The 21,995-nt window shown below is 33.4% G+C and carries 26 protein-coding genes; 24 read left to right on the top strand and 2 right to left on the bottom strand.

Going from position 1 to position 21,995, the window contains the following annotated elements:
* The first annotated feature begins 221 nt into the window (after nucleotides 1-221).
* From PRVXT_RS08940 to PRVXT_RS08835, 22 genes are all read left to right on the top strand, one after another.
* Nucleotides 222-821, top strand: coding sequence for a septum site-determining protein MinC (locus tag PRVXT_RS08940; RefSeq protein ID WP_350342537.1), 600 nt, complete (start codon nucleotides 222-224; stop codon nucleotides 819-821).
* A gap of 3 nt (nucleotides 822-824) precedes the next feature.
* Nucleotides 825-1,619 carry a septum site-determining protein MinD gene (gene minD / locus PRVXT_RS08935; protein ID WP_350342536.1) on the top strand — a complete coding sequence of 265 codons (795 nt, stop codon included), beginning with the start codon at nucleotides 825-827 and terminating at the stop codon, nucleotides 1,617-1,619.
* A gap of 12 nt (nucleotides 1,620-1,631) precedes the next feature.
* Nucleotides 1,632-1,874: a cell division topological specificity factor MinE gene (minE, locus tag PRVXT_RS08930; protein ID WP_350342535.1), complete on the top strand. Its 243-nt coding sequence runs from the start codon at nucleotides 1,632-1,634 to the stop codon at nucleotides 1,872-1,874.
* Between the two features lie 47 nt (nucleotides 1,875-1,921).
* Entirely contained in the window at nucleotides 1,922-3,076 is a 1,155-nt protein-coding gene (gene rodA, locus PRVXT_RS08925; RefSeq protein ID WP_350342534.1) for a rod shape-determining protein RodA, read from the top strand.
* Nucleotides 3,077-3,162: 86 nt separating this feature from the next.
* Complete coding sequence (locus PRVXT_RS08920; RefSeq protein WP_350342533.1) at nucleotides 3,163-3,507, top strand: hypothetical protein; 345 nt, start codon at nucleotides 3,163-3,165, stop codon at nucleotides 3,505-3,507.
* Nucleotides 3,508-3,522: 15 nt separating this feature from the next.
* Nucleotides 3,523-4,377 (top strand): M50 family metallopeptidase, encoded by an 855-nt coding sequence (locus PRVXT_RS08915; protein ID WP_350342532.1) that lies wholly within the window; start codon nucleotides 3,523-3,525, stop codon nucleotides 4,375-4,377.
* A 69-nt stretch (nucleotides 4,378-4,446) separates the two neighbouring features.
* Entirely contained in the window at nucleotides 4,447-6,312 is a 1,866-nt protein-coding gene (locus tag PRVXT_RS08910; protein ID WP_350342531.1) for a TIGR03960 family B12-binding radical SAM protein, read from the top strand.
* Nucleotides 6,305-6,964 (top strand): TIGR03936 family radical SAM-associated protein, encoded by a 660-nt coding sequence (locus tag PRVXT_RS08905; RefSeq protein ID WP_350342530.1) that lies wholly within the window; start codon nucleotides 6,305-6,307, stop codon nucleotides 6,962-6,964. The genes PRVXT_RS08910 and PRVXT_RS08905 overlap by 8 nt, the downstream gene beginning before the upstream one ends.
* A gap of 21 nt (nucleotides 6,965-6,985) precedes the next feature.
* Entirely contained in the window at nucleotides 6,986-8,416 is a 1,431-nt protein-coding gene (locus PRVXT_RS08900) for an Rne/Rng family ribonuclease (RefSeq protein WP_350342529.1), read from the top strand.
* 111 nt (nucleotides 8,417-8,527) lie between these two features.
* The gene (gene rplU, locus PRVXT_RS08895; RefSeq protein WP_350342528.1) at nucleotides 8,528-8,839 is read left to right on the top strand and encodes a 50S ribosomal protein L21; all 312 of its coding nucleotides are present in this window, start codon (nucleotides 8,528-8,530) and stop codon (nucleotides 8,837-8,839) included.
* Between the two features lie 2 nt (nucleotides 8,840-8,841).
* Nucleotides 8,842-9,177, top strand: a complete 336-nt coding sequence (locus PRVXT_RS08890) for a ribosomal-processing cysteine protease Prp (protein WP_350342527.1) — start codon at nucleotides 8,842-8,844, stop codon at nucleotides 9,175-9,177.
* 15 nt (nucleotides 9,178-9,192) lie between these two features.
* Nucleotides 9,193-9,489: a 50S ribosomal protein L27 gene (gene rpmA, locus PRVXT_RS08885; RefSeq protein ID WP_350342526.1), complete on the top strand. Its 297-nt coding sequence runs from the start codon at nucleotides 9,193-9,195 to the stop codon at nucleotides 9,487-9,489.
* A 100-nt stretch (nucleotides 9,490-9,589) separates the two neighbouring features.
* Entirely contained in the window at nucleotides 9,590-10,036 is a 447-nt protein-coding gene (locus PRVXT_RS08880; RefSeq protein ID WP_350342525.1) for a hypothetical protein, read from the top strand.
* A 19-nt stretch (nucleotides 10,037-10,055) separates the two neighbouring features.
* Nucleotides 10,056-11,327 carry a GTPase ObgE gene (obgE, locus tag PRVXT_RS08875; RefSeq protein WP_350342524.1) on the top strand — a complete coding sequence of 424 codons (1,272 nt, stop codon included), beginning with the start codon at nucleotides 10,056-10,058 and terminating at the stop codon, nucleotides 11,325-11,327.
* A gap of 17 nt (nucleotides 11,328-11,344) precedes the next feature.
* A complete protein-coding gene (yhbY, locus tag PRVXT_RS08870) occupies nucleotides 11,345-11,635 on the top strand; it encodes a ribosome assembly RNA-binding protein YhbY (protein ID WP_350342523.1) in 291 nt (96 codons plus the stop codon).
* An 11-nt stretch (nucleotides 11,636-11,646) separates the two neighbouring features.
* Nucleotides 11,647-12,222: a nicotinate-nucleotide adenylyltransferase gene (nadD, locus tag PRVXT_RS08865; RefSeq protein WP_350342522.1), complete on the top strand. Its 576-nt coding sequence runs from the start codon at nucleotides 11,647-11,649 to the stop codon at nucleotides 12,220-12,222.
* A complete protein-coding gene (gene yqeK, locus PRVXT_RS08860; protein WP_350342521.1) occupies nucleotides 12,215-12,790 on the top strand; it encodes a bis(5'-nucleosyl)-tetraphosphatase (symmetrical) YqeK in 576 nt (191 codons plus the stop codon). Before nadD ends, yqeK begins: the two co-directional genes overlap by 8 nt.
* Nucleotides 12,791-12,801: 11 nt before the next feature.
* Nucleotides 12,802-14,088, top strand: a complete 1,287-nt coding sequence (locus tag PRVXT_RS08855; protein WP_350342520.1) for an LCP family protein — start codon at nucleotides 12,802-12,804, stop codon at nucleotides 14,086-14,088.
* 2 nt (nucleotides 14,089-14,090) lie between these two features.
* Nucleotides 14,091-14,429 (top strand): ribosome silencing factor, encoded by a 339-nt coding sequence (gene rsfS / locus PRVXT_RS08850; protein WP_350342519.1) that lies wholly within the window; start codon nucleotides 14,091-14,093, stop codon nucleotides 14,427-14,429.
* A complete protein-coding gene (locus PRVXT_RS08845; protein ID WP_350342518.1) occupies nucleotides 14,429-15,160 on the top strand; it encodes a class I SAM-dependent DNA methyltransferase in 732 nt (243 codons plus the stop codon). The genes rsfS and PRVXT_RS08845 overlap by 1 nt, the downstream gene beginning before the upstream one ends.
* Before the next feature lie 85 nt (nucleotides 15,161-15,245).
* Nucleotides 15,246-15,425, top strand: coding sequence for a DUF1858 domain-containing protein (locus PRVXT_RS08840; RefSeq protein ID WP_350345139.1), 180 nt, complete (start codon nucleotides 15,246-15,248; stop codon nucleotides 15,423-15,425).
* Nucleotides 15,426-15,514: 89 nt separating this feature from the next.
* Nucleotides 15,515-16,096 (top strand): helix-hairpin-helix domain-containing protein, encoded by a 582-nt coding sequence (locus PRVXT_RS08835; protein ID WP_350342517.1) that lies wholly within the window; start codon nucleotides 15,515-15,517, stop codon nucleotides 16,094-16,096.
* Here the strand turns inward: PRVXT_RS08835 and PRVXT_RS08830 are convergent.
* Nucleotides 16,089-18,035 (bottom strand): molybdopterin-dependent oxidoreductase, encoded by a 1,947-nt coding sequence (locus PRVXT_RS08830; RefSeq protein WP_350342516.1) that lies wholly within the window; start codon nucleotides 18,033-18,035, stop codon nucleotides 16,089-16,091. The genes PRVXT_RS08835 and PRVXT_RS08830 overlap by 8 nt on opposite strands.
* A gap of 106 nt (nucleotides 18,036-18,141) precedes the next feature.
* Nucleotides 18,142-18,933, bottom strand: coding sequence for a cell wall hydrolase (locus PRVXT_RS08825; RefSeq protein ID WP_350342515.1), 792 nt, complete (start codon nucleotides 18,931-18,933; stop codon nucleotides 18,142-18,144).
* A 227-nt stretch (nucleotides 18,934-19,160) separates the two neighbouring features.
* On the opposite strand from PRVXT_RS08825, the gene pyrR reads away from it, so the two are divergent.
* Nucleotides 19,161-19,709 (top strand): bifunctional pyr operon transcriptional regulator/uracil phosphoribosyltransferase PyrR, encoded by a 549-nt coding sequence (gene pyrR / locus PRVXT_RS08820; protein ID WP_350342514.1) that lies wholly within the window; start codon nucleotides 19,161-19,163, stop codon nucleotides 19,707-19,709.
* Between the two features lie 90 nt (nucleotides 19,710-19,799).
* Nucleotides 19,800-21,995, top strand: a complete 2,196-nt coding sequence (locus PRVXT_RS08815; protein WP_350342513.1) for a DNA internalization-related competence protein ComEC/Rec2 — start codon at nucleotides 19,800-19,802, stop codon at nucleotides 21,993-21,995.

Genomic DNA, 21,995 nt, shown 5'->3' with positions numbered 1-21,995 from the left:
GCTGTCTCAAAGTGCTAAAAGATAATCTGAGACAGCCTTTTTTAGTTGAGCAAAGAAGATAAACGTCAGTTAGTTATATTCTGTTGGTAAGTATATCCAACTGAGATTTTAACATCTATCAATTACTTATCTTAGTTTTTAAAACATTGGGTAGCTAAAGAAGGATTTTGCAAAAAATTGACGAATAAAGTTAGTGAATAAAATTTTAGGGGCTATAAATAATGAAAATTACTAGTTTTAATGTAAAAGGCAAAAACAATACTGTCAAAATCACTTTAACGGGGAAAAATACCAACGATTTTTGGAGTGAACTAGAGGACTATATAAGACAAAATGAAAAATTTTTTAGAGACTCTTCTTTTCTCATAGATGGTCTGCCAATAGATTTTGACGATAGTCCTAAAAAATATATAGAAGATACATACGGACTATCTATACGGTTAAACGGAGGTACAACCAATCAGATGCAGAACTACCTTACATCTTCTAATACTACATATTATCACCTAAAAACTATTAGATCAGGACAGCGTTTTTTTTATGCAGGAGATGTGGTTGTTATGGGTAATGTTAATAGTGGGGGTGAAATATTAGCTTCTGGTAGTATAACAATAACTAAAAGTGTGGGGGGGCTGGTGCATGCAGGATATAATGGCAATAAAAAATCCTTTATCGTTGCAGAAAAGCTGATGTCTCCACAGTTAAGAATAGGTGATTACGTCTCTAACGGTGATATAATTTCTGAAAGAGCTTTTATTTCAATAAACAATGAGGAAATGGTTATATCAGGATTTGAAGATGCAAATATGAAAGGGGATTGAAACATGGGACAAACAATTGTAGTTACTTCAGGAAAAGGTGGGGTAGGAAAAACTACCTCAACTGCTAATTTAGGTACGGCTTTAGCTATGTTAAATAACAAAGTCGTGCTGATTGATGCTGATATAGGCTTGCGTAACTTAGATGTTGTTATGGGACTGGAAAATAGGATTGTATATGATATAATCGATGTTGCTGAAAAAAGGTGTCCACTAAAGAAAGCTTTATTAAAAGACAAAAGATTTAACAGCCTTTATCTATTACCGGCTGCTCAAACAAGAGATAAGGATTCTTTAGAATCTGAACAGATGGTTAAAATTTGTAGTGAACTGGAAGAAGAATTCGATTATATTTTAATTGATTGCCCTGCTGGCATAGAGCAAGGTTTTAAAAATGCAATAGCTCCAGCTAAACAGGGTATAATTGTTACTACCCCTGAGGTTTCCGCTGTAAGGGATGGTGATAGAGTAATTGGACTTTTAGAAGCTTCAGGAGTTGAAAAAGTTAATTTACTTATAAATAGAATAAAACCCGATATGGTTCAGCGTGGTGATATGATGGATATAAGTGACATTGTTGATATTTTATCAATTGATCTTCTGGGAGTAATTCCTGACGAAGAAAAAATTATTGTTTCTACAAATAAAGGAGAACCTGTGGTTATGGACCACAGTTGTAGGGCTTCTACAGGTTATAAAAATATAGCTCATAGAGTAATGGGAAAAAAAGTTCCATTAATGCCGCTAGAAGGTGAAAGTACTTTTAAGAAAATCCTTAAAAAAATGGGCTTATCAAGTTAAGGGGGAGTATCTGTGAATTTATTTAACAGAAAAAGCAAGAAAAACTCAAAGTCAATTGCGAAAGATCGTTTAAAATTTGTGCTTATTCACGATCGTTGTAAAATTACTCCAGACACCTTAGAAAAAATAAGAAAAGATATGTTAGCAGTGCTGGATAAATACTTAGAAATTGACACTGAAGGAACTGAAATCGTGTTAAAAGATGACCGTAGCGAAACGACTTTGGAAGCAAACATTCCCATTTTAAAAAACTGATTATGATGTATAATTAATTTATAAGTATAAGATGGAGGAGGACTAAATTGGTTAATAAAAATGAACTATCTAATTTCGACATTCCACTATTTGTTGCAATGCTTCTACTTTCAATTATAGGAATAATCACTGTTACCTCAGCTTCTCTTCCATATACCGTTAGTTCTCCTGGGGAGTTAATACAAGCATTATCGGAGATGCCTGTAAACTATCTGTCAAGACAGTTAGTTTGGGTTGCCGTAGGTATATTTGTAATAGGATTTATTTGTTTTTTTGATTATAGAGATTTTGGTAGATTATCGGTTTTAATTTACCTAGTTAACTTAGGCTTGTTACTTATGGTTATATTTGCCGGTGAAAAAAGTATGGGTGCACAGCGATGGGTACAAATTAGTTTTTTTCGTTTACAACCTTCAGAATTTGCTAAAATAGCTATTACCATAACTTTAGCAAAGTATATTTCGAGAGAAGATGTGAAACTGGAAAATTTGGCTGACTTAGTTGTTCCGGGGATACATGTTGGAATCCCTATGTTGTTAATTTTTATGCAACCTGACTTGGGCACTTCGTTAGTTTTTTCAGCTATTGTATTTGCTATGGTATTTGCAGCTGGGTTAAAATGGAGATATATCCTACTTTGTCTAGGAACTGGTATAGCTGGTGCTGTTTTTGCTTTTTTTAATATTTTAAAGCCATATCAGCAACAGAGGTTGGTAGTTTTTACTAATCCAGAAGCTCACTATTTTGACGCAGGGTTTCAGCTTATACAATCAAAGATAGCCGTTGGAGCTGGAGGAATAGCAGATGGGTCACTATGGGGAAAAGGTATATTTCAAGGTGCACAGAGTAAATTAAACTTTCTTCCTGAGGCACATACAGACTTTGTTTTTGCTGTTATAGCTGAGGAAATGGGGATGATTGGAGCTATAACTGTTTTATTTTTGTTTTTATTTATTATTTATCGGATCTTACTTATAGCTGTTCAAGCAGATACCTTTGGAACTTATATTTGTGTAGGAGTTGTGGCAATAATGGCATTTCAGCTATTAATTAATGTTGGCATGACCCTTTCAATAATGCCAGTAACAGGAATTCCACTGCCTTTTATAACGTACGGTGGCAGTACCTATCTTTCATCTGCTATAGGTATTGGCCTAGTTTTAAACGTGGGAATGCGAAGAGAAAAAGATCACTTATTTTAAAATCCGCACACGCGGATTTTTTTTTGTCAAATAAACATAAAAATTAAAAAGGAAAAATATAAATCTTATTAAAGGAGGAGGAGGAAATGGAAAGAAGTGCACAACACAAACTACCCGATTCAAGCTTAAAAAAAAGACTTGACTCTATGCATCGAGAAAAAATTAGTTACTCAGTTCCAAACTATAAAGATGAAGACAACAGGGACATTTTTTCTTTAACAATTTTCTATGGTCACATTTTTCAATGGGTTGCGGCAGTTGGACTTGGGTTAGTAATTATCCTTTTTTCGACTTTACCTATTGGTAGCGTGCCTCAATACATAGATAGCAAAGTTTCAAATGCTCTCACAGAAGGTGGGCAAATAACTTGGGAGCTAGTAGAAGAGTGGGTTAACGAACTTAGAAAGATTCATTTTTCAAAGGAAAATTAAAAAATTATGTTTTTGATGAAATTATTTAAGGTTAAAATTTATTTAAACCCACTTTTTTTGGTTGTCATTATTTTGTTTTCTGTTACTCAACTTTTAGCTGAAGGTTTAATTTTATTTTTTGTGGTGATGTTTCATGAGTTTGGTCATATAGTTGTAGCAAAAATATTGGGCTATGATATTGAGAAAGTGGAAATACTGCCTGTAGGAGGGGTAGCTGTAATAAATCAACCCCTAGAATTTAACTCTAGGGATGAATGGTTTATTGCTTTAGCTGGCCCCTTTAATAATTTAATTATGATCTTTATATGCTTCATATTTAAATCACATCTAAATTATTTTACTGTTATTTTAAATGCTAACTTAATATTGTTTTTATTTAACTTACTTCCAGCTTTCCCGCTAGATGGTGGAAGAGTTTTAAGAGCTTACTTATCAAATAAAACATCATTGAGTCAAGCTAACAAATTTGCAGTTCTAATGGGATTTTTTTGTGGAATACTATTATTGGGGATTTCTATATACTCATTTTTTTATGCAAATGAATATTCAGTTTATTTATTGGTGTTAAGTTCTTTTATAATAATAGCTTCTCGAAAGGAGTACACTCGAGCAACTTATAGTTCCTTTAATCTATCCTTTCAAAAAAAGGCTTGCCCGAAACGAGGTGAGGTAAGCAGCTCAAAAGTTATTATGGCTCATTATGATTCGTTAGTTTATAAAGTGGCAAAAGAGCTAAACTCTACAAACACTTCTCTTGTCATTGTTATAGATGATAACGGCCAGATAGTGGATCTTATTACTGAATATTTAGTTATTGAAGCTGTAAATCGTGGCATGGGTAACTTGACTATAAAGAAGTTAGTTTTTTAATAATATATTTGCAAAAAATAAGCTATGTGTTATTATTTAAACATTGACAAAACTTAGGAGGAGCCTTTAATGAAACAATTAAACGACATCAATTATAATCAATTATTACATGAAGTAGAAAAACCTTCTAGATACACCGGTAGTGAGTTAAACTCTGTTAAAAAGAATTGGGATGAAATGAATCTAAATGTTCTTTTAGCCTTTCCTGATATATATGAAGTAGCTATGTCACATTTAGGGTTTAAAATTTTATACCACGTTATTAATAGTCAAACTAAATATTGGTCTCAAAGAGTAAATATGCCTTGGATTGACTACGAAGAAAAACTAATGGAGAACAATATTCCATTATCATCGTTAGAAGAGTTTAGACCATTAAATGAGTTTGATGTTATAGGATTCACTTTACAGTATGAAATGAGTTACACCAATATATTACGGATGTTAGAACTTGGAAAAGTGCCAGTTAAAACAAAAGACAGGAGTAATCAACACCCCTTAGTTATCGCTGGAGGTCCCTGTGCATTTAATCCAGAACCATTAAATCAGTTTATCGATGCTTTTATACTTGGAGAAGGAGAGGAAGTTACTTTAGAAGTGCTAAATGTTATAGAACAGGGAAAGAAAGAAGGTATTTCAAAGGAAACGTTATTAGAAAATTTAGTGAATGTTGAAGGGGTGTATGTTCCTTCATTGTATAAAGCAACTGATATTAATGGGCAGTTTGCTGGATTGAACCCAGTTGCAGAAGGAATTCCAACTAAAATAAATAAGCGTATTGTAAAAGATATTGATAAATCACCATTTCCACAAGAACTAGTAGTACCATTTATGGAGATTGTACATGATAGAATAATGCTTGAAATTTGTAGAGGCTGTACTAGAGGTTGTCGATTTTGTCAGGCCGGAATGCTTTATAGGCCAGTTAGAGAAAAGTCTATGGATGTGTTAGTTAGCCAAGCGGAAAAATTAATTAGAAGTACAGGATATGGGGAAATTTCCTTAAGTTCTTTAAGTAGTGCAGATTATTCACAGATTAATCAATTAGTAGAAAAGCTTATGGAAAAACACCAACAACAAAACGTTGGTATTTCTCTTCCTTCTTTAAGGGTTGATTCTTTTTCGATACAGTTAGCTGAAATGGTGCAGCAAGTGCGAAAAACTGGTTTAACCTTTGCGCCTGAAGCAGGTACTCAAAGATTGCGAGATGTTATTAACAAAAATGTAACTGAGCAAAACTTAATAAATGCTGTTACAGAAGCATTTAACTCTGGATGGCATAAAGTAAAACTTTATTTTATGATTGGGTTACCTACTGAAACATACAAAGACCTAGATGGTATAGTTGACTTAGCTTTTAAGGTAATAAAAGCTTATAAAGATGTCCATGGGAAAAAAGGAAAACTGCAAGTAACTGTTAGCACATCATCATTTGTTCCCAAAGCTCATACTCCTTTCCAATGGCTTCCTCAAATGTCACAAAAAGAACTTGCAAGCAGACAAGATTATTTAAAAGATAAGCTTAGATCCAAACAGATTACTTATAACTGGCATGATACTAGAATTAGCTTTATAGAAGCAGTTTTTGCAAGGGGGGGAAGAGAACTCTCCGATGTTTTGTATGCCGCTTGGGAAAAAGGGTGCAAATTAGATGGTTGGGACAACCACTTTAACTATGAAAAATGGATGGAGAGCTTTGCAGAGGCAAATGTAAACCCACAAAAATATGCCTATGGCATGTGGGATGTTGATGCAGTGCTTCCATGGGATCATATATCTTCTGGTGTTGATAAACACTATATGCAAAAAGAATATAAAAAAGCATATAAGCAACTGATAACTGAAGATTGTTCATTTGACAAATGTAGTGGTTGTGGTATATGCAAAAATTTAGGCTACGACACCAAGAAAGTTAGGAGGGGAGATAATGCCTAAATATTGGTTAAAATATGTTAAGGGAGAAGAGGCACGGTTTATCTCCCACTTAGATATTTTAAGAGCTATTGAAAGAACTTTTAGAAGGGGACAGATACCAGTAGAATACACTAAGGGATTTAACAAAAGACCTAAAGTTAGCTTTGCTACTCCTTTATCTTTAGGTGTAACCAGTAAAGGTGAATATGTAGAAATTGCTTTAACTGAAGAATGGTCAGAAATACACTTAGAAGATGAGTTAAATAAGGCTTTACCTATTGGGTTGGGCATAAGTGGTGTAAGGAAATTGCATGGAAAAATGCCAACCTTAGGTTCTTTAGTAAAAGCTGCACAATACAACGCATTTACTGACTTCTCCCTCCCTAAAGAAAAATTAGTTGACTTTTTGCAGAAAAGAGATGTTATAATAACAAGGGAGTCCAAAAGGAAAACTAGAGAAATAAACATCAGGCCTTTAGTATATGAGATCAAACAAGAAAACACAGGACTATCCTTTTTAATAGCTCAGGGAAGTGAGCAAAATTTAAGACCGGCAGAACTTTTGCTGGCACTAAATGTAAAGAACTTTCAGCTGCATAAAAAAGAGACTTATTTTAGAATAGAAGAGAAGTTAGTTGCGCCCTTTAAGTGGTTAGAAAAAGCTGAAATGTAAAAGCACATGAGGGGGGATAGTTTGAAAAAGGAAATAGTAATTAGCTACCATGATGATAACGTAAGAGTTGCTTTACGAGAAGATGAAAAGTTAGTAGAGTTTTATGTAGAGCAAGAGGAAAACTCCCAAAAAGTAGGTAACATTTATAAAGGAAAGGTAAAGGATATCTTACCAGGCATGCAAGCTGCATTTGTGGATATAGGTTTTTCTAAAAATGCCTTTTTATATGTAGGGGATATTTTAACTAATGATCGGGAAAGCAATGAAGAAAAAATTGAAAAGCTATTAACGCCTAACCAAGATATCCTAGTTCAGGTAACAAAAGAACAAATGGGAACAAAAGGAGCTAGAATAACCTGTAATTTGACGGTTCCAGGTCGTTATTTGGTGTTAATGCCTTTTAATAACTATATTGGTATTTCACGTAGAATTGAGGATGAATACGAAAGAAATAGACTTAAGTCTATAGCTGAAAGAATAAAACACCAACATTATGGTATAATTATACGGACCGTTGCTGAAGGTATAGCTGAAGAAAAACTTCACAAAGATTTAGATTTTTTACTTGGACTTTGGAGTAATATCGAAGATAATTATAAAAGTTATACTAGTCCGTCAATGGTCTTTAGTGATTTAGATTTGGTTGGGAGAGCTTTAAGGGACCTTTTTGATAAACAAGTAGACTACCTTTATATTGATGACAAAACACAATACAATAAAATACGCAATATACTGAGCATAAAAAGCCCTAAGTTAATAGATAAAGTAAAGCTATATACTCTTAAAAACCCCATTTTTTATCAATTTGGCATTGATAAAGAACTGCAGAAAGCCTTTGATAGAAAAATTTGGCTTAAAAGTGGCGGTTATTTAATTATCGACCAGCTAGAAGCTTTAACAGTAATTGATGTAAATACAGGGAAATTTGTGGGAAGTAAAAACTTGGAAGACACAGTAATACGGACAAACATTGAAGCTGCTGCCGAAATATGTAGGCAAATTAGGTTAAGGGATCTAAGTGGAATTATTATAATTGATTTTATTGATATGCCAAAGGATGAGCACAAAGAGCTTATACTAAGGCTTTTAGAGGAAGAAATGAAAAAAGATCATACTAAAGGTCAAATATTAGGAATTACGCAGCTGGGGCTTGTGGAGATTACTCGTAAAAAGATTAGAAAAGGAATTTACAATGCCATGCAACAAAAATGCCCTACATGTAACGGAAATGGTAGGTTGATGAATCAATTTACAGAAAATATGTTTTTAGAAGATAAAATTAAAAACTATGTTTTTTTAAACCCTAGCAAGGCATATAAAATAAAAGCGAATTGTCCTAAGCTACGCTTTTTAACTGACAAAAAGTGTCAGCTTGAGGAGGAACTAAATTGCCATTTGATTTTAGAGGAGATAAAGAAAGAAGACGGATTTGAAATAATGGCGTTTGACTAAAGTGAATAATTATGATAATATTTATTAATGTTGTAGCCGCACAGCTTGGGTTTCTAAACCTATAGAGTAGGTACCTAATGTTGGCGAGTATGGTCTAGGAGGTGTGTACAAATGTACGCAGTTATTAAAACTGGTGGAAAGCAGTATAAGGTTTCAGAAGGTGATGTAATTAAAATTGAAAAACTTGCTGCTGAAGTTGACGAAACTGTTGAGCTTAATGATGTATTAGCCGTTGCTAATGGAGAAGACTTTAAAGTTGGAACTCCTTTAGTGGAAGGGGCTAAAGTACAAGCTAAAGTATTAGAGCATGATAAAGCTAAAAAAGTTTACATTTTTAAGTTTAAGCGCAGAAAAAAATATCGCAAAAAGCAAGGACATCGTCAGCCTTTCACTAAAATTCTAATTGAAAAAATTGATGCATAGTTATGATTAAGGTTAAGATTCTTAAGGATGGCAAGGATTTTTCAGGTTATGTTGTCAAAGGGCATTCACGATATGCTGATAGGGGAAATGACATAGTTTGTGCAGGGGCATCATCATTAACCCAGACTACTGCTATAACTTTAGAAAAGAAACTGAACTTAAATTTAAATATTGAAGTTGATGATGAAAAGGGTTATCTGCGGGTTGTTTATCCCAACAACTTGTCACCATTATTACAAGAAAGTGTAAACCTTATTACAGAACATATGCTAATAGGTTTAAAAGAAATTGAGAAGCAATATGGACAGTATATATTAGTTAACGTAATAGAAAACTAAAGGAGGTGGCTTAGTATGCTTAAATTTAACCTTCAATTATTTGCACAGAAAAAGGGTGTTGGTAGCTCTAAAAACGGTCGAGATAGTATTTCCAAAAGGCTTGGAGTAAAAAGACAAGCTGGACAGTTTGTAACTGCTGGCTCAATTATCGTTCGTCAACGAGGAACTAAGATTCATCCAGGACAAAATGTTGGCATTGGCGGTGACGATACACTTTTTGCCAAAACAGATGGTGTTGTAAGCTTTCAATCAAAAGGGAAAAATAGAAAAATAGCTTCTATTTCTCCAGTGACTGAAGCAATAGGTAGTTAATAAAACCCGGCTAACATGCCGGGTTTTATTTTAATTTGTGCAGGGATAACCACCCTTTCTAGCGAAAGTAATATAAGGCAGCAGTAAAGGAGTGGAGAAATTGTTTGTTTTACTCTTTATTTTAATAACTTTAGTTATGTTATTGCTTATTATAAATTTTATTCAATCAAAACTATATGCTATTTTTAGGCATGATATAGCAAATGATGTACAGTTAATAAAAGGGTATTTAATTTTAAACAAAAGAAAATTGACTGATGAAAGCATTATAAATATTCAAGAAAAGCTCAAAACCTTTACTAACGTAAATAATTCAAGTTTCATTTTTCAGTTACTCTTTTTATTTTTATACTCTGAAGTGCAAAAAAAAGCTAGTTGTTTTGATATTTTTGTTAACGCACAAATGAAAAATTATAATCTATCTATGTTTAAAAGCTTACTAAGGGCAATAATATATATTAGAAAGTTACGCTTTAACAAAATAGAAATTGACATCGATAAAGATTTGGTAGAGATATTCTATGATGGATACTCTAAATCTTTTTGATATAAAGGGGTTGTAATAGATGTTTGTAGATAAAGCAAAGATACAGGTCTCATCGGGAAATGGTGGTAACGGTGCTGCCTCCTTTAGACGGGAAAAATTTGTTCCTGCTGGTGGACCCGATGGAGGAGATGGCGGTAGAGGCGGGGATGTTGTTTTAAGAGCTACCACTAACGAAAATACGTTAATTGATTATAAGTATAAAAAGCACTTTAGAGCAAATCATGGGTCACATGGACGAGGGAAAAAACAACATGGCAAAAATGCTGAAAATTTAATACTTAAAGTGCCTGTAGGTACAATAGTTAGAAATATCAATGGAGAAATAATGGCAGATCTTTCAGAGGAAAATGAAGAGTTTATGGTCGTTAAAGGAGGGAGAGGAGGCCGTGGAAATGCACGCTTTGTTTCTTCCACTAAAAGGGCCCCGCAAGTATCTGAAAAAGGTGAGCCAGGAAAGGAAATGGAAATTCAGCTAGAATTGAAGTTAATAGCCGATGTTGGTTTAGTTGGATTTCCAAATGTAGGGAAATCTACAATTCTTTCTATTGTAAGTCAAGCTCAACCTAAAGTTGGAAATTATCATTTTACAACAACCAGTCCTAATCTAGGGGTTGTTAAAGTGAAAGACCAGTCCTTTGTCATGGCTGACATCCCTGGACTTATAGAAGGGGCTCACACAGGTGCGGGACTGGGTTTAAGTTTTTTAAGACATATAGAAAGAACAAAAGTTTTAATACATGTCCTTGATATGTCAGGGTTAGAAGGTAGAGACCCCTTTAAAGACTTTTTAAGCATCAATAAGGAGTTAGTACAATATAATGAGTTTTTAAAGGACTTACCTCAGCTGATAGCGCTAAATAAATTTGATTTAGTTCAGGAAAAACAACAGGAATTAAAGCAATTTAAAAGCAAACTTAAAGCCGCTGGGTTATCATATCCTGTTTTTCCAGTATCAGCTGCGAATAATGAAGGATTGGACGAGCTACTTATTGCAACACTACAAGAGTTGCAAAAGGCTCCTAAAAAAGTCAAAAAGTTTGATATAGAGTATAAAATTACCGATGATTTACAAGAGCAGAACTTTACAGTAAGAAATGAAAATGGGGTTTATGTTGTAGAAGGTGAGCATATCGAAAAGGTTTTAGCTATGACAAATTTGGATAATTATGATAGCTTGTATCGTTTTCATAAAATTATGGAGAAAAGTGGAGTGGTAAAAGCACTCAGGGAAAAAGGTGCCTCTGAAGGGGACACCATAAGAATTTCAGATTTTGAATTCGATTTTGTTTAAAATGAGGAGGAATAATAATGTTAACAGGAAAACAGAAAAGTCTATTGCGTAGTAAAGCCAATACAATAGATCCTATATTACAGATAGGTAAAAACGAAATAAGCGAAAACTTAATAGAACAAATAAACGATGCTTTAGAGGCAAGGGAGCTTATAAAAATTAAGGTTTTAAAAAATTGTTTACAAGACAAAAAGGAGTTGGCTGACGAAATTAGTCAACAAACGAATAGCTATGTTGTTCAAATCTTAGGAAGTATTATAACCCTTTATAAGGAATCTAAAGAGAAAAAACAAATCGATTTACCGTAGGAAGTGGTATAATGTCAAGTATTGTACTTTTTGGTGGAACATTTGACCCAATTCACATTGGCCATCTAATTATTGCTGAGCATGTAAAAGAAAGTATCGGAGCTGGGAAAATTACTTTTTTGCCGACAGGGGTGCCACCTCATAAAAAAGGGGTTTCATCGTCGATTCATCGTTTGAAAATGGTGGAATTAGCAATTAGTGATAATCCTTCTTTTGAAGTTTCTACTTATGAACTAAAACAGAAGGGCACAAACTATACTTACCGGACTGTAAAACATTTTAGCACAAAAACTGACCAACTCTATTTTTTTGCAGGAGCTGACTCTTTAGTTGACTTACCTAATTGGAGAAACCCAATGGGTATATTGAACCACTGCAAAATGATTATTGCTAGAAGAAATGATATTGATTTTCAAAACGTGTTCCAAAAGTTTGATGCTGAGAACTTCGTTATGGTAGATACCCCTATAGTAGGATTATCATCAACTGAAGTTCGCAAAAGAGTAGCTGCAAATAAATCATGCAAATATATATTACATCCAAAAGTAGAACAATATATAGAAAAAGAGGAACTTTACATTGGATGACATTAACATTGCTATTAAAAAATTAGATCAGTATGCATGCCATAAACTAACGTCAGCGAGGTATCTGCATTCAGTATTAGTAGCTAAAGAATCTATAGTATTAGCTAAAAAATTTGGTGTAGATCATAAAAAAGCTTATTTAGCAGGTATTGCCCATGATATAGCAAGAGAATTCTCGAATACAAGAATTTTAAAGTTAGCAGATAAATATCAATTAGAGATTGATAATCTCCAAAGACTATATCCAGCTAGTTTGTTACATGGACCTATAGCAAGTAAAATTTTGGAATATGATTTTAGCATAAAAGATAGCCAAATCCTAAATGCTGTTTTTTATCATACAACTGGTTCACCTAACATGGAAAGGTTTGAAAAGATAATTTGTGTGGCAGACTATATAGAACCATCGAGAAATTTTACTGGAGTGGGTAAACTAAGAAATCTTGCATACAAAGATCTGGATTTATGTTTATACCATTGCTTATTAGGGACATATTATCATTTAAAAAAACAAGGCCTTAATCCGCACAAACTGCTGGTAGACACTATCACTCAGTTAAAACAATAGGAGGTATATAAATGAAGTTTTCTAAACGCAACCGTTTCAAGAAAGGTAAAAGCGGTGTATGGAAAAAAATAGTTAGCATAATAGCACTAGTAGTGGCTGTAGGTTTTATAGCTTATACGTATAGAACTGTTGGATTAATAAGCGCATTACAAGGCACTGAAGGATATTGGGATGTTGAAGGAAATGATCAAGAGGCTTACTTAATTGTTTACACTGACAAGGAAAATGAACAAAATCCTTTAAAATCCGCCTTTGTTGTGGTGTTGGGTTCTGAAGGTCCTGCATACAATATTAACATACCAACTCAGACCACTGTTGATTTTGATGCCCAAAGAATTACTTTAAATGATGTATATCGCGGCGGTACTATTGATGATGTAGTAACTGCCGTTGAACAAACATTTTATGATGGATTTATAGATAATTATGTTATTTTAGATAGTGAAGGTGTAAAAACTCTTGTTGAAAATGGAAGAGAATTTGAAATTCATATTCGTCAAAACTTCGATCACGAAGATTTTACAAGGACGACAGGGGAGAGAACACTAGAAACGGATGAGGTTATGGCTTATATGGAGCCTGTTGAAAACCACTTAGAGGGTAACAAAGAGTTCGAGCCAAATGAAAGGTTCATTCAGCGTCAGATAGATGTTGTTTTGGGAATATTTGATAATAATTTTAAGTGGAATAGAGCTTTGGGACTTATAGGTAGTTTTGCTGAATTGGAAAATAGAATGTATACCAATATGGATATTAGGCAGCTAGCGTTATTTAGAAATATGCTAGATGAATCTTTAGAGCGGGAAAGGCATACATTTACATTACCAGGGGAAACAGTAACTATAGATGGTAATGTGCTATGGGTGCCAAACCAAAATGAAATTGCAAATAATACTATTATAGCAATACAAGAAGGAGAGCCATATGTACCAAGGTATTCTATCGCCTATGCGGTTGTTAATGGAACTAATATAACAGGATTGGCGGGTTCTATTAGAGACGAAATCCAAAACGAGTTTGGGTTTTCTTTTGAAGTCGAAAGAAAAGATGGTCAAGATTCAGTAGGAGCATATAACCCTAGCCAATACCATAATTTTTACGATGGACCTAATTTCAGGAATTATTCAGGGGCAGATAGGACCCAGATATATGTACACCCTGATTATAGAGTTTTCGCTGAAGGGATTTTAGAATATCTAAAAGATCATTATCCAGCAAATCCTAGGCTACAGTTAAATGAAGATATGGAATCTCATGATGTTGTGATAATATTAGGCTATGATTTAAAGGAGGATTAATTTTGAAGATTAAAGAAAAGGCAGAGCTTATAAAAAGTGCGGTTGATGACAAAAAAGGGGAGAATATTAAAGTTTTAGACCTTGAAGGAGTTACAGAAATCGCTGATTATTTTGTAATAGCAACAGCAAATAATGTCCCCCATATTAAGAGTATTTGCGATGAAGTTGAAGATTCGCTTCACTCAGAGGGAGTAAACTTTATTCGCAAAGAAGGATATGATGAGGGGAATTGGATAATACTAGACTATGGTGATATAGTAGTTCACCTTATGTTGGCGGAACAAAGGGAATATTATGGATTAGAAAAATTTTGGCGTCAAGCTAAGGAAGTAGAGTTTTAATGTCTTCAGGCTATGATATACTAGCCAAATATTATGATAAATTTATGATTGAGTTTCCTTATGATAAATGGGTTTCTTTTATTGATACGTTTTGTGACCGAAAATTATCTATACTAGAGTTAGGATGTGGTACAGGCAACCTAACTATTAGATTGAAGAAGCTAGGGTACGATGTAACAGGTATAGATATTGAGTCTAATATGCTATCTATTGCAGAACAAAAAATAACAAAAGAAAGACTTGAAATACCACTAATCTGCGATGATATGTTAAATGCCGATTACCTGTCATGTAATCAAATCATCTGTCCAAATGATGGAGTAAACTCGATTTTGGATAAAAGAGAGTTAGAAATATTTTTTAAAAAGGTTTTTAACTCTTTTAAAGGAAATGGTACTTTTATATTTGATGTTTCTACTCTAAAAAAATTCTCAGATATGCAGGGAGAAATTTTTTGCGAAGATTATAAAGAGCTAACCTATATCTGGGATACAATAATTTCAAAAGATAACATAGTAGATTTTTACTTGACTTTTTTTGAAAATATAATGGGTAATAGATATAAACGAACTGACTTATCTATTACCCAACGAGGATATACTTTAGAAGAGTTAAAAACAGCTCTTAACTGGGCTGGGTTTACTTCTATTGAAACATATGAAGATTATAATAAAAAAATAATTAAATCCTGTGAGCAAAGTCACAGAATTACCTTTGTAGCTAAAAAATGACAATAACTACTTCTTAAATACTAAATGGTATGTTAAAATAATATAGAAAACATTAAAAGGAGGAATAACCGTGATAAATAAAGATATGACAATCCGCGAAGTTTTGCAAAAAAATCCTAAGGCAGCTGAAGTACTTATGAAGTACGGAATGCATTGTCTTGGTTGCCCTTCTGCTACTGGTGAATCTGTAGGACAGGCTGCTGCAGTACATGGCGTTGATGCAGATAAGTTAATCAGTGAACTAAATAAGTTGTTCGAAGAATAAAAAATTCCCCTAAGGGGAATTTTTTTTTAGAATTTTTAAAGGGAAAAAAGATATTTTAGAGAATATTCAAAAATAAAGGGGGGTATTCCATGGAGTTAGACAAAGAAAAAATTATTGCCACTATATTAATTTTAACAATAGTATCGGTTTTTGGGGTAGTTAATTGGTATAGAAGCTATAGAAATCAGGAACAGCCAATAATTGAAAAGGAAGCAACTTTAGATGAAGATAAAGATGAAAAGTTGGATGAAAAAATAATCATCCATGTTACTGGATTTGTTAACAATCCAGGCGTTTATCAGTTAAATGAAGGAGATAGAGTGATTGATGCAATAAACAAGGCAGGCGGTGTTCTTGAAGAAGGTGATAAAAATGCTTTAAACTTAGCTGCTTATGTATATGATGGTGAGAAAATTACCGTTCCTAAGTTGGGAGAAGAGATAGATCAAAAAGATATTAGTGCTTCTGACGGTAGAGGTAGAGTTAATATTAATAGAGCTACTGTAGAAGAGCTAACAAATCTAAATGGGATAGGGGATGCTAGAGCTGAGGCTATAGTCCAATTTCGAGAAGAAAACGGGAATTTTAAATCAAAAGAAGACATAAAACAAGTGGCAGGTATTGGACCAGCCATATATGATCAAATAAAAGATGAGATAACAGTTAGGTAACTTCAATTTCGCAAGTAGTGTCGTACATATCTGTACCTTGACCTATATCAGTTAAACCATCGTTAGTGACTATATTTTGTGTATTGCCGTAATTCAATGGTCTCCCCTCAAAAGAAAGTAGTACGTATTTATTTACCAACCGTGAATACTTTAATTTTCCCTCAATTTTACCGTTTTTAGTGCTAACTTTAACTATCTGGTGGTTTTTTAGATTTAATTTTAGGGCAGTGGACGGATGAATATAAAAAATTGGGAATTCTCCTAAGTTGAGTTTATGCTGAAATTGACTGTGTAGGCTGTTTTTAGGGTGTGGAGTCATGAAATATAGTTCACTTTCTTTTAAGGGTATTGGATCAGAAATTTGGGAATCTAAAAGATTAAATTTCTTGTTATAGGTGCCAAAAACACCGTCGCTAAATGGAATATCCCACTTACCTGGTAGTGTAGGACCACTCTTTATATCTTTTAAAGAAATTCCAAAACTTTCTTTCAAAGGACTATATATTTCTTTAAGCCAACAATTAGCAGTTTTTTTAGGGAAGTTTTTTAAATTTAATTTAACAGCTAATTCAGTAAATATTTTCCACTCAGGCTGACTTAGACCAATGGGGGAGAAAACAGGTTCTAAGTAGTTAATATATCTGTGCCACATAGATGTATAAATTATATCTTCTTCTTCTAGTGAAGTAGTTGCCGGTAGTACAAGGTCACATAATTTCATTGTATCTGTAAAAGTGACGTCGGTTCCAACAACAAAATTTACTTTACTAAAGGCTTTTTCAACCAACCTGTTATTTGGTAAGGTTACAGCGGGGTTTGCTCTTGAAACATACAAAAAGCGAATAGGAGTATCTTGCTCATTTAAGATACAGCTTGCAAATTTAGCTTTTGGGAAAAATCTCTTTTTAATAGTATTATCTAGTGTTACTTTATCTAATGATATTAAATCAGAAATATAAGTATCTGCATATTGCACTCCTCCTCCTGGAACTCCAATATTGTTAGTGATCATAGCCAATGAATTAATCGCTCTTATTGAATTACCAGAATTGAAATATCTTTGCATACCATACCCTAAATAAAAAGAAGTGCTTTTTTCCTTTAAAGTAAGAGCTAACTTTTCAAGTTCACTAATGGATACACCACATATCTTAGAAAGTTCATCTAAATTATACATATTCAAAATTTTAAGATAGGCTTCAAGGTTATTACATATACTTGATATTTCATCTAAGGTTTGTGGATGTTTTTCTAGAACAATTTTAGCAAGCGCCAAGGCCAAAAAACCATCGGTGGAAGGATTAACCTTTATGTGTATATCACTTTTATTAGCTATTTTTGTGTTACAAGGATCTATTGTTATTAAACTAGCTCCTTTTTTTTGGGCTTTAGTAATAAAAGGCATTAAATGTATGTTAGTTTCAGTAGGGTTTCGTCCCCAAATAATAATATTATCACAGTTTAAAATATCCTCAGGATTATGGCATCTAACTGCACCGAAATCATTTTGTATCGCTGCCATTCCAGCAGCCCAGCACAAACTACCACTAGGTTCAGTTACTCCACCCAATAAATTAAAAAAACGGTGTTCAAGATTTTTTAAGGTTCCGCCTGCGCCGGAATCAAAGTAATGGGCTATGGCTTTAGAACCATAGCTGTTTAATGTAACTTTTAAGTTTTCAGCCATTAAATTCAAAGCTGTATCCCATGATACTTTTTTCCACTTTCCCCCTTCTTTTAGCATAGGGGAAGTAATTCTATCATTGCTATGTACCCTTTCCAAAACATATTTTGCCTTTTTGCAAACAAACCCATTAGTTATTGGGTGACTTTTTTTACCTTTTACAACCATTGTACCTTTAATATTACAGATATCAAAACCACAAGCATCCCAGCAATCTAATGGACAAGCACTATTGTAGGTTGTAATTTTACTCACCTCCAAATTTTTATGTTCTGATAATAAAGTATTATAACATAAGTATGATTTTAGTTAAAACTATAACAATAAGCCAAGTCAGTATTCTGACTTGGCTTATTGTTAGCTATATTGCAAATACATGTCTGCCAATTTCGTTGATAATTTCTCTAGTTCTAATCCATTGGTTAGTGGCTGTAACTGGATTATAGTAAAATATAGCACCGCCAGAAGGATCATTTCCCTTAAGAGCTTCTTCTACCGCTTTATATGCTGAGTCGTTAGGAGTTAACCAAAACTGACCATCATGTACGGCTGTAAATGCCCATGGTTCAAAAATAACCCCTTCAATAGTGTTTGGAAATTCAGAGCTTTCTACTCTATTAAAAATAACAGCAGCTACTGCAACCTGCCCTTGAAAAGGCTCGCCTCTAGCCTCACTGTGTACAGCTTTAGCTAATAATTCTCTTTCTTCATCTGTAATTTCCATCCGAACCCCTTGGTTTGACGATTCTTTAGTTCTTTCAGATGAATCTGTAGTTTCCCCAGCTGGAATAGATAAAACTTGCTCTGGATAAATTAAATTAGAACTTAAGTTGTTAGCGATCTTTAGTTCTTCAACGGTTATGCCGTTATCTTTAGAAATCCTATACAGAGTATCCCCCTTTTTTACTGTGTAAGTAGTAGTTGGGATTGTTAATTTATCTCCAGCATATATAATGTCACCACTACCACTTATATTATTAGCTTCTTTTAAAGCATCAATTGAGGTGTCAAATTTTTGAGCAATCGTAAATAAAGAGTCACCTCTTTGGATAGTGTAACTTTGAGCAAATGCTGTTCCTGAAGATAAAATAACTGATCCTATAACTAAACCAACGGTAAATTTCTTGACAATCTGTTTTACAGTATTATTCACACTTTAACCTCCTTATAATAGATACGCTAGTAATTATACCCGAACAGGTTTACATAACACAACCCCTAAATCCCTTATTCACAACATATTTACGGGTGATATTGAAGTTATGTAAACTAACTCGCTCAATACCTAGTTTTTATTATAAGATGGTAAATAATTGATTGACATTTTTGTTTTGATGTAGTATATTAAACCATATTATTGTGTAGGGAGGTGTTAAGCTTATGACTACCTTCGTAGAGAAAGCTCAAGTAATGGATGAAAAAGCAATTTTAAGAGCTGTCACTAGGATTTCCCATGAAATTTTAGAACAAAATAAAGGAACCGACGATTTAGTACTAGTAGGAATTAAAAGAAGGGGTATCCCATTAGCCAGGAAAATTGCCACTAAAATAAAAGAAATAGAAGGTGTTTCTGTGCCTGTGGGAACTTTGGATATTACATATTATAGGGATGATTTAACAAAGAAATCAGAAAAGCCTAAGGTGTTTGGAGAAAACATTTCCACTGATATTGATAATAAAATAGTGGTACTTGTAGATGATGTTTTGTATACCGGAAGAACTGTTAGATCGGCCCTAGACGCTTTAACAGATATTGGAAGAGCCAGGAGAATTCAGCTTGCCATATTAGTGGATAGAGGTCATAGAGAGTTGCCTATCAGGGCAGACTTTGTCGGCAAAAACGTTCCAACCTCCATAAAAGAACATGTTAAGGTAAATCTTCAGGAGTATGATGAAGCCAACGGAGTATATATAATGGAAAAGATGTAGTAAAAAAGTGTCCGTATTGGACACTTTTTTTAGTGAAATAAAGGGTTTTTGCTTTTTATAGTGTAAACTATGAAAAGAGGAGGGACTATGATGGGGTGGTTTATAAGTTCTGCTGTTTTAACGATTATTTCTTTCTGTGATGATTTGTTAATTACCTGTGTTGCTATATTACTTATGGCTGCTTTGTTATTTGTTGTGTATAATAAAAAGGGTTTGAAAGCTATGTTAACCCTAGTTGTTATAATGATTGTAGTCGCTGGAAGATTTATTTATCTAGATTATCAAAAAGCACAGTGGCATATGATTAGAGACCAAACTGATACTTTAACCATAAAAGTTGTTAAAACTATAGATGGAAATAAAGGAAAAATAATTGGAAGCGAAAATTTTGATGTAAATAGAGGTTTTGTCAATATATTTCTAGAAGACGATTTTGACAGTGGTACAATAATAGAACATACTGGTGAACTGGCTGTATCAAAGAAATATAACAATTTCTTTGTGCCATATGAATATTGTTATATCAACGACTATGTAGGTTATATAACTGAATTTACCGGTGATATTAAAGTAAAAAAATCAAACCCTTTGTTACATCACAGGCTAAATGATGCTATTATTAAGAGGGTAGAAAATATTTTAGATAACCTTTCTGATAGCAGTGCAGGTCTGGTTCAAGGAATTTTTTTTGGAAGTAAATCCAACTTAAGTAATACTGACCGTTATTCTTTGCTAAACGCTGGTTTGGTGCATCTTACTGCAGTATCGGGTTTTCACATAGGAATAATTTATTATCTTATTTTCTCTATCTCAAACGTTATAATAAAAAACAAAGATAGATGCTATTTATTAGGCTTACTTTTCACCACTTTATTTGTTATTTTTGTGGGAGTCAAAGCGTCTACATTAAGAGCTTTAATTATGATTGCTATATTTACGACTAGCAAAGTATTAGGTTACCCTTATTCTTTGACCCGGTCTATTGGGATAACATTTATGCTTTCAATAATAGTTAATCCTTTCTTAATTTATGATATGGGGTTTCAGTTTTCCTATTTAGGGGTACTAGGTATCGCAATCTTTCATTCCAGAATTAACTTTTTAAATTGGATACCAAATGACTTTTTAGCAAATATTTTAAAAGCAACTATAGCTGTTCAGATTACTACTTTTCCTTTAAATATTTATTATAATGGGGGATTCCCTCTGTTATCTCCATTATCAAACTTATTAACAACCCCTGTTATGCCCTTTATTTTTTTGTCAGTTTTGGTAGGAATTATGATTCCCATTACACCTGTGTTTATAATTATTGAAATTCTAGCTAAGTGGATACTGTTTGTTGCTAATATATACGGCACTTGGATCCCTATAAGTCTATCTTTTATGTTATATATTATTTCTATAGTAGCTATTTTTTACTTAAGTTATAAATATAGTAAAATTCAAACTAGTAGTATTGTATTAGCCATCATATTGACCATAATGTACTATAGTAGTATTTATATTCCTACAGTTTATTTGCATTTTATAGATGTAGGACAGGGGGATTGTATTTTAATTACAGATAACAACTATAATGTTTTGGTGGATACCGGTGGTAATATTAACTATGATGTGGGAAATAGGGCAGTGATCCCCACTCTTAAAAGGCTAGGAGTGACAAAACTGGATTATGTCTTTATTACTCACGCTCACTTTGACCACGGTGGTGCTATAGCCGAAATAGCAGATGAAATACCCATCGAAAATATAGTAATACCAAATAACCAATTTTTTAAAGGCTATACTGCAGACTTGATTTATAACACTGCTGAAAAAAAGCAAATTAACATTATAGAAATTGAAAAAGGAGCTAAATCAACTTTTAGTGATGATTTTAAATTAAAAACACTTCATCCTACTGAAGATTTTTTCCCTACAGAGTCTCCTATCAACAATATCTCTTTAGTATTTGAGGGCAGATTGTTTGAAAAGGAGATACTGTTAACAGGAGATATTGAAAAGCAAGGGGAGTCTAAAGTAGCTCCGCATCTGAACGAAATAGACATTTTAAAAGTAGGTCATCATGGGAGTTCAACTTCCACAACACAAGAGATAATAGAAAACAGCTCTCCTCAATATGCTATAATAACAGTTGGTGAAAATTCATTTGGTCACCCATCAGCAGACGTTGTTAAACGTTTAGAAGATAGCGGTGCAAAAGTTTTTAGAACAGATAAAGATGGAAGAATATATTTTAGAATAAGGCCATGGGGCTATAAAGTTGAGACAACAGTGAGGTGA

Origin of the sequence: Proteinivorax tanatarense, assembly GCF_040267685.1 — a bacterium.
Lineage (GTDB): Bacteria > Bacillota > Proteinivoracia > Proteinivoracales > Proteinivoracaceae > Proteinivorax > Proteinivorax tanatarense.
The sequence above is the reverse complement of the archived record's forward strand: the minus strand, read 5'-3'. Positions and strand labels throughout refer to the sequence as shown.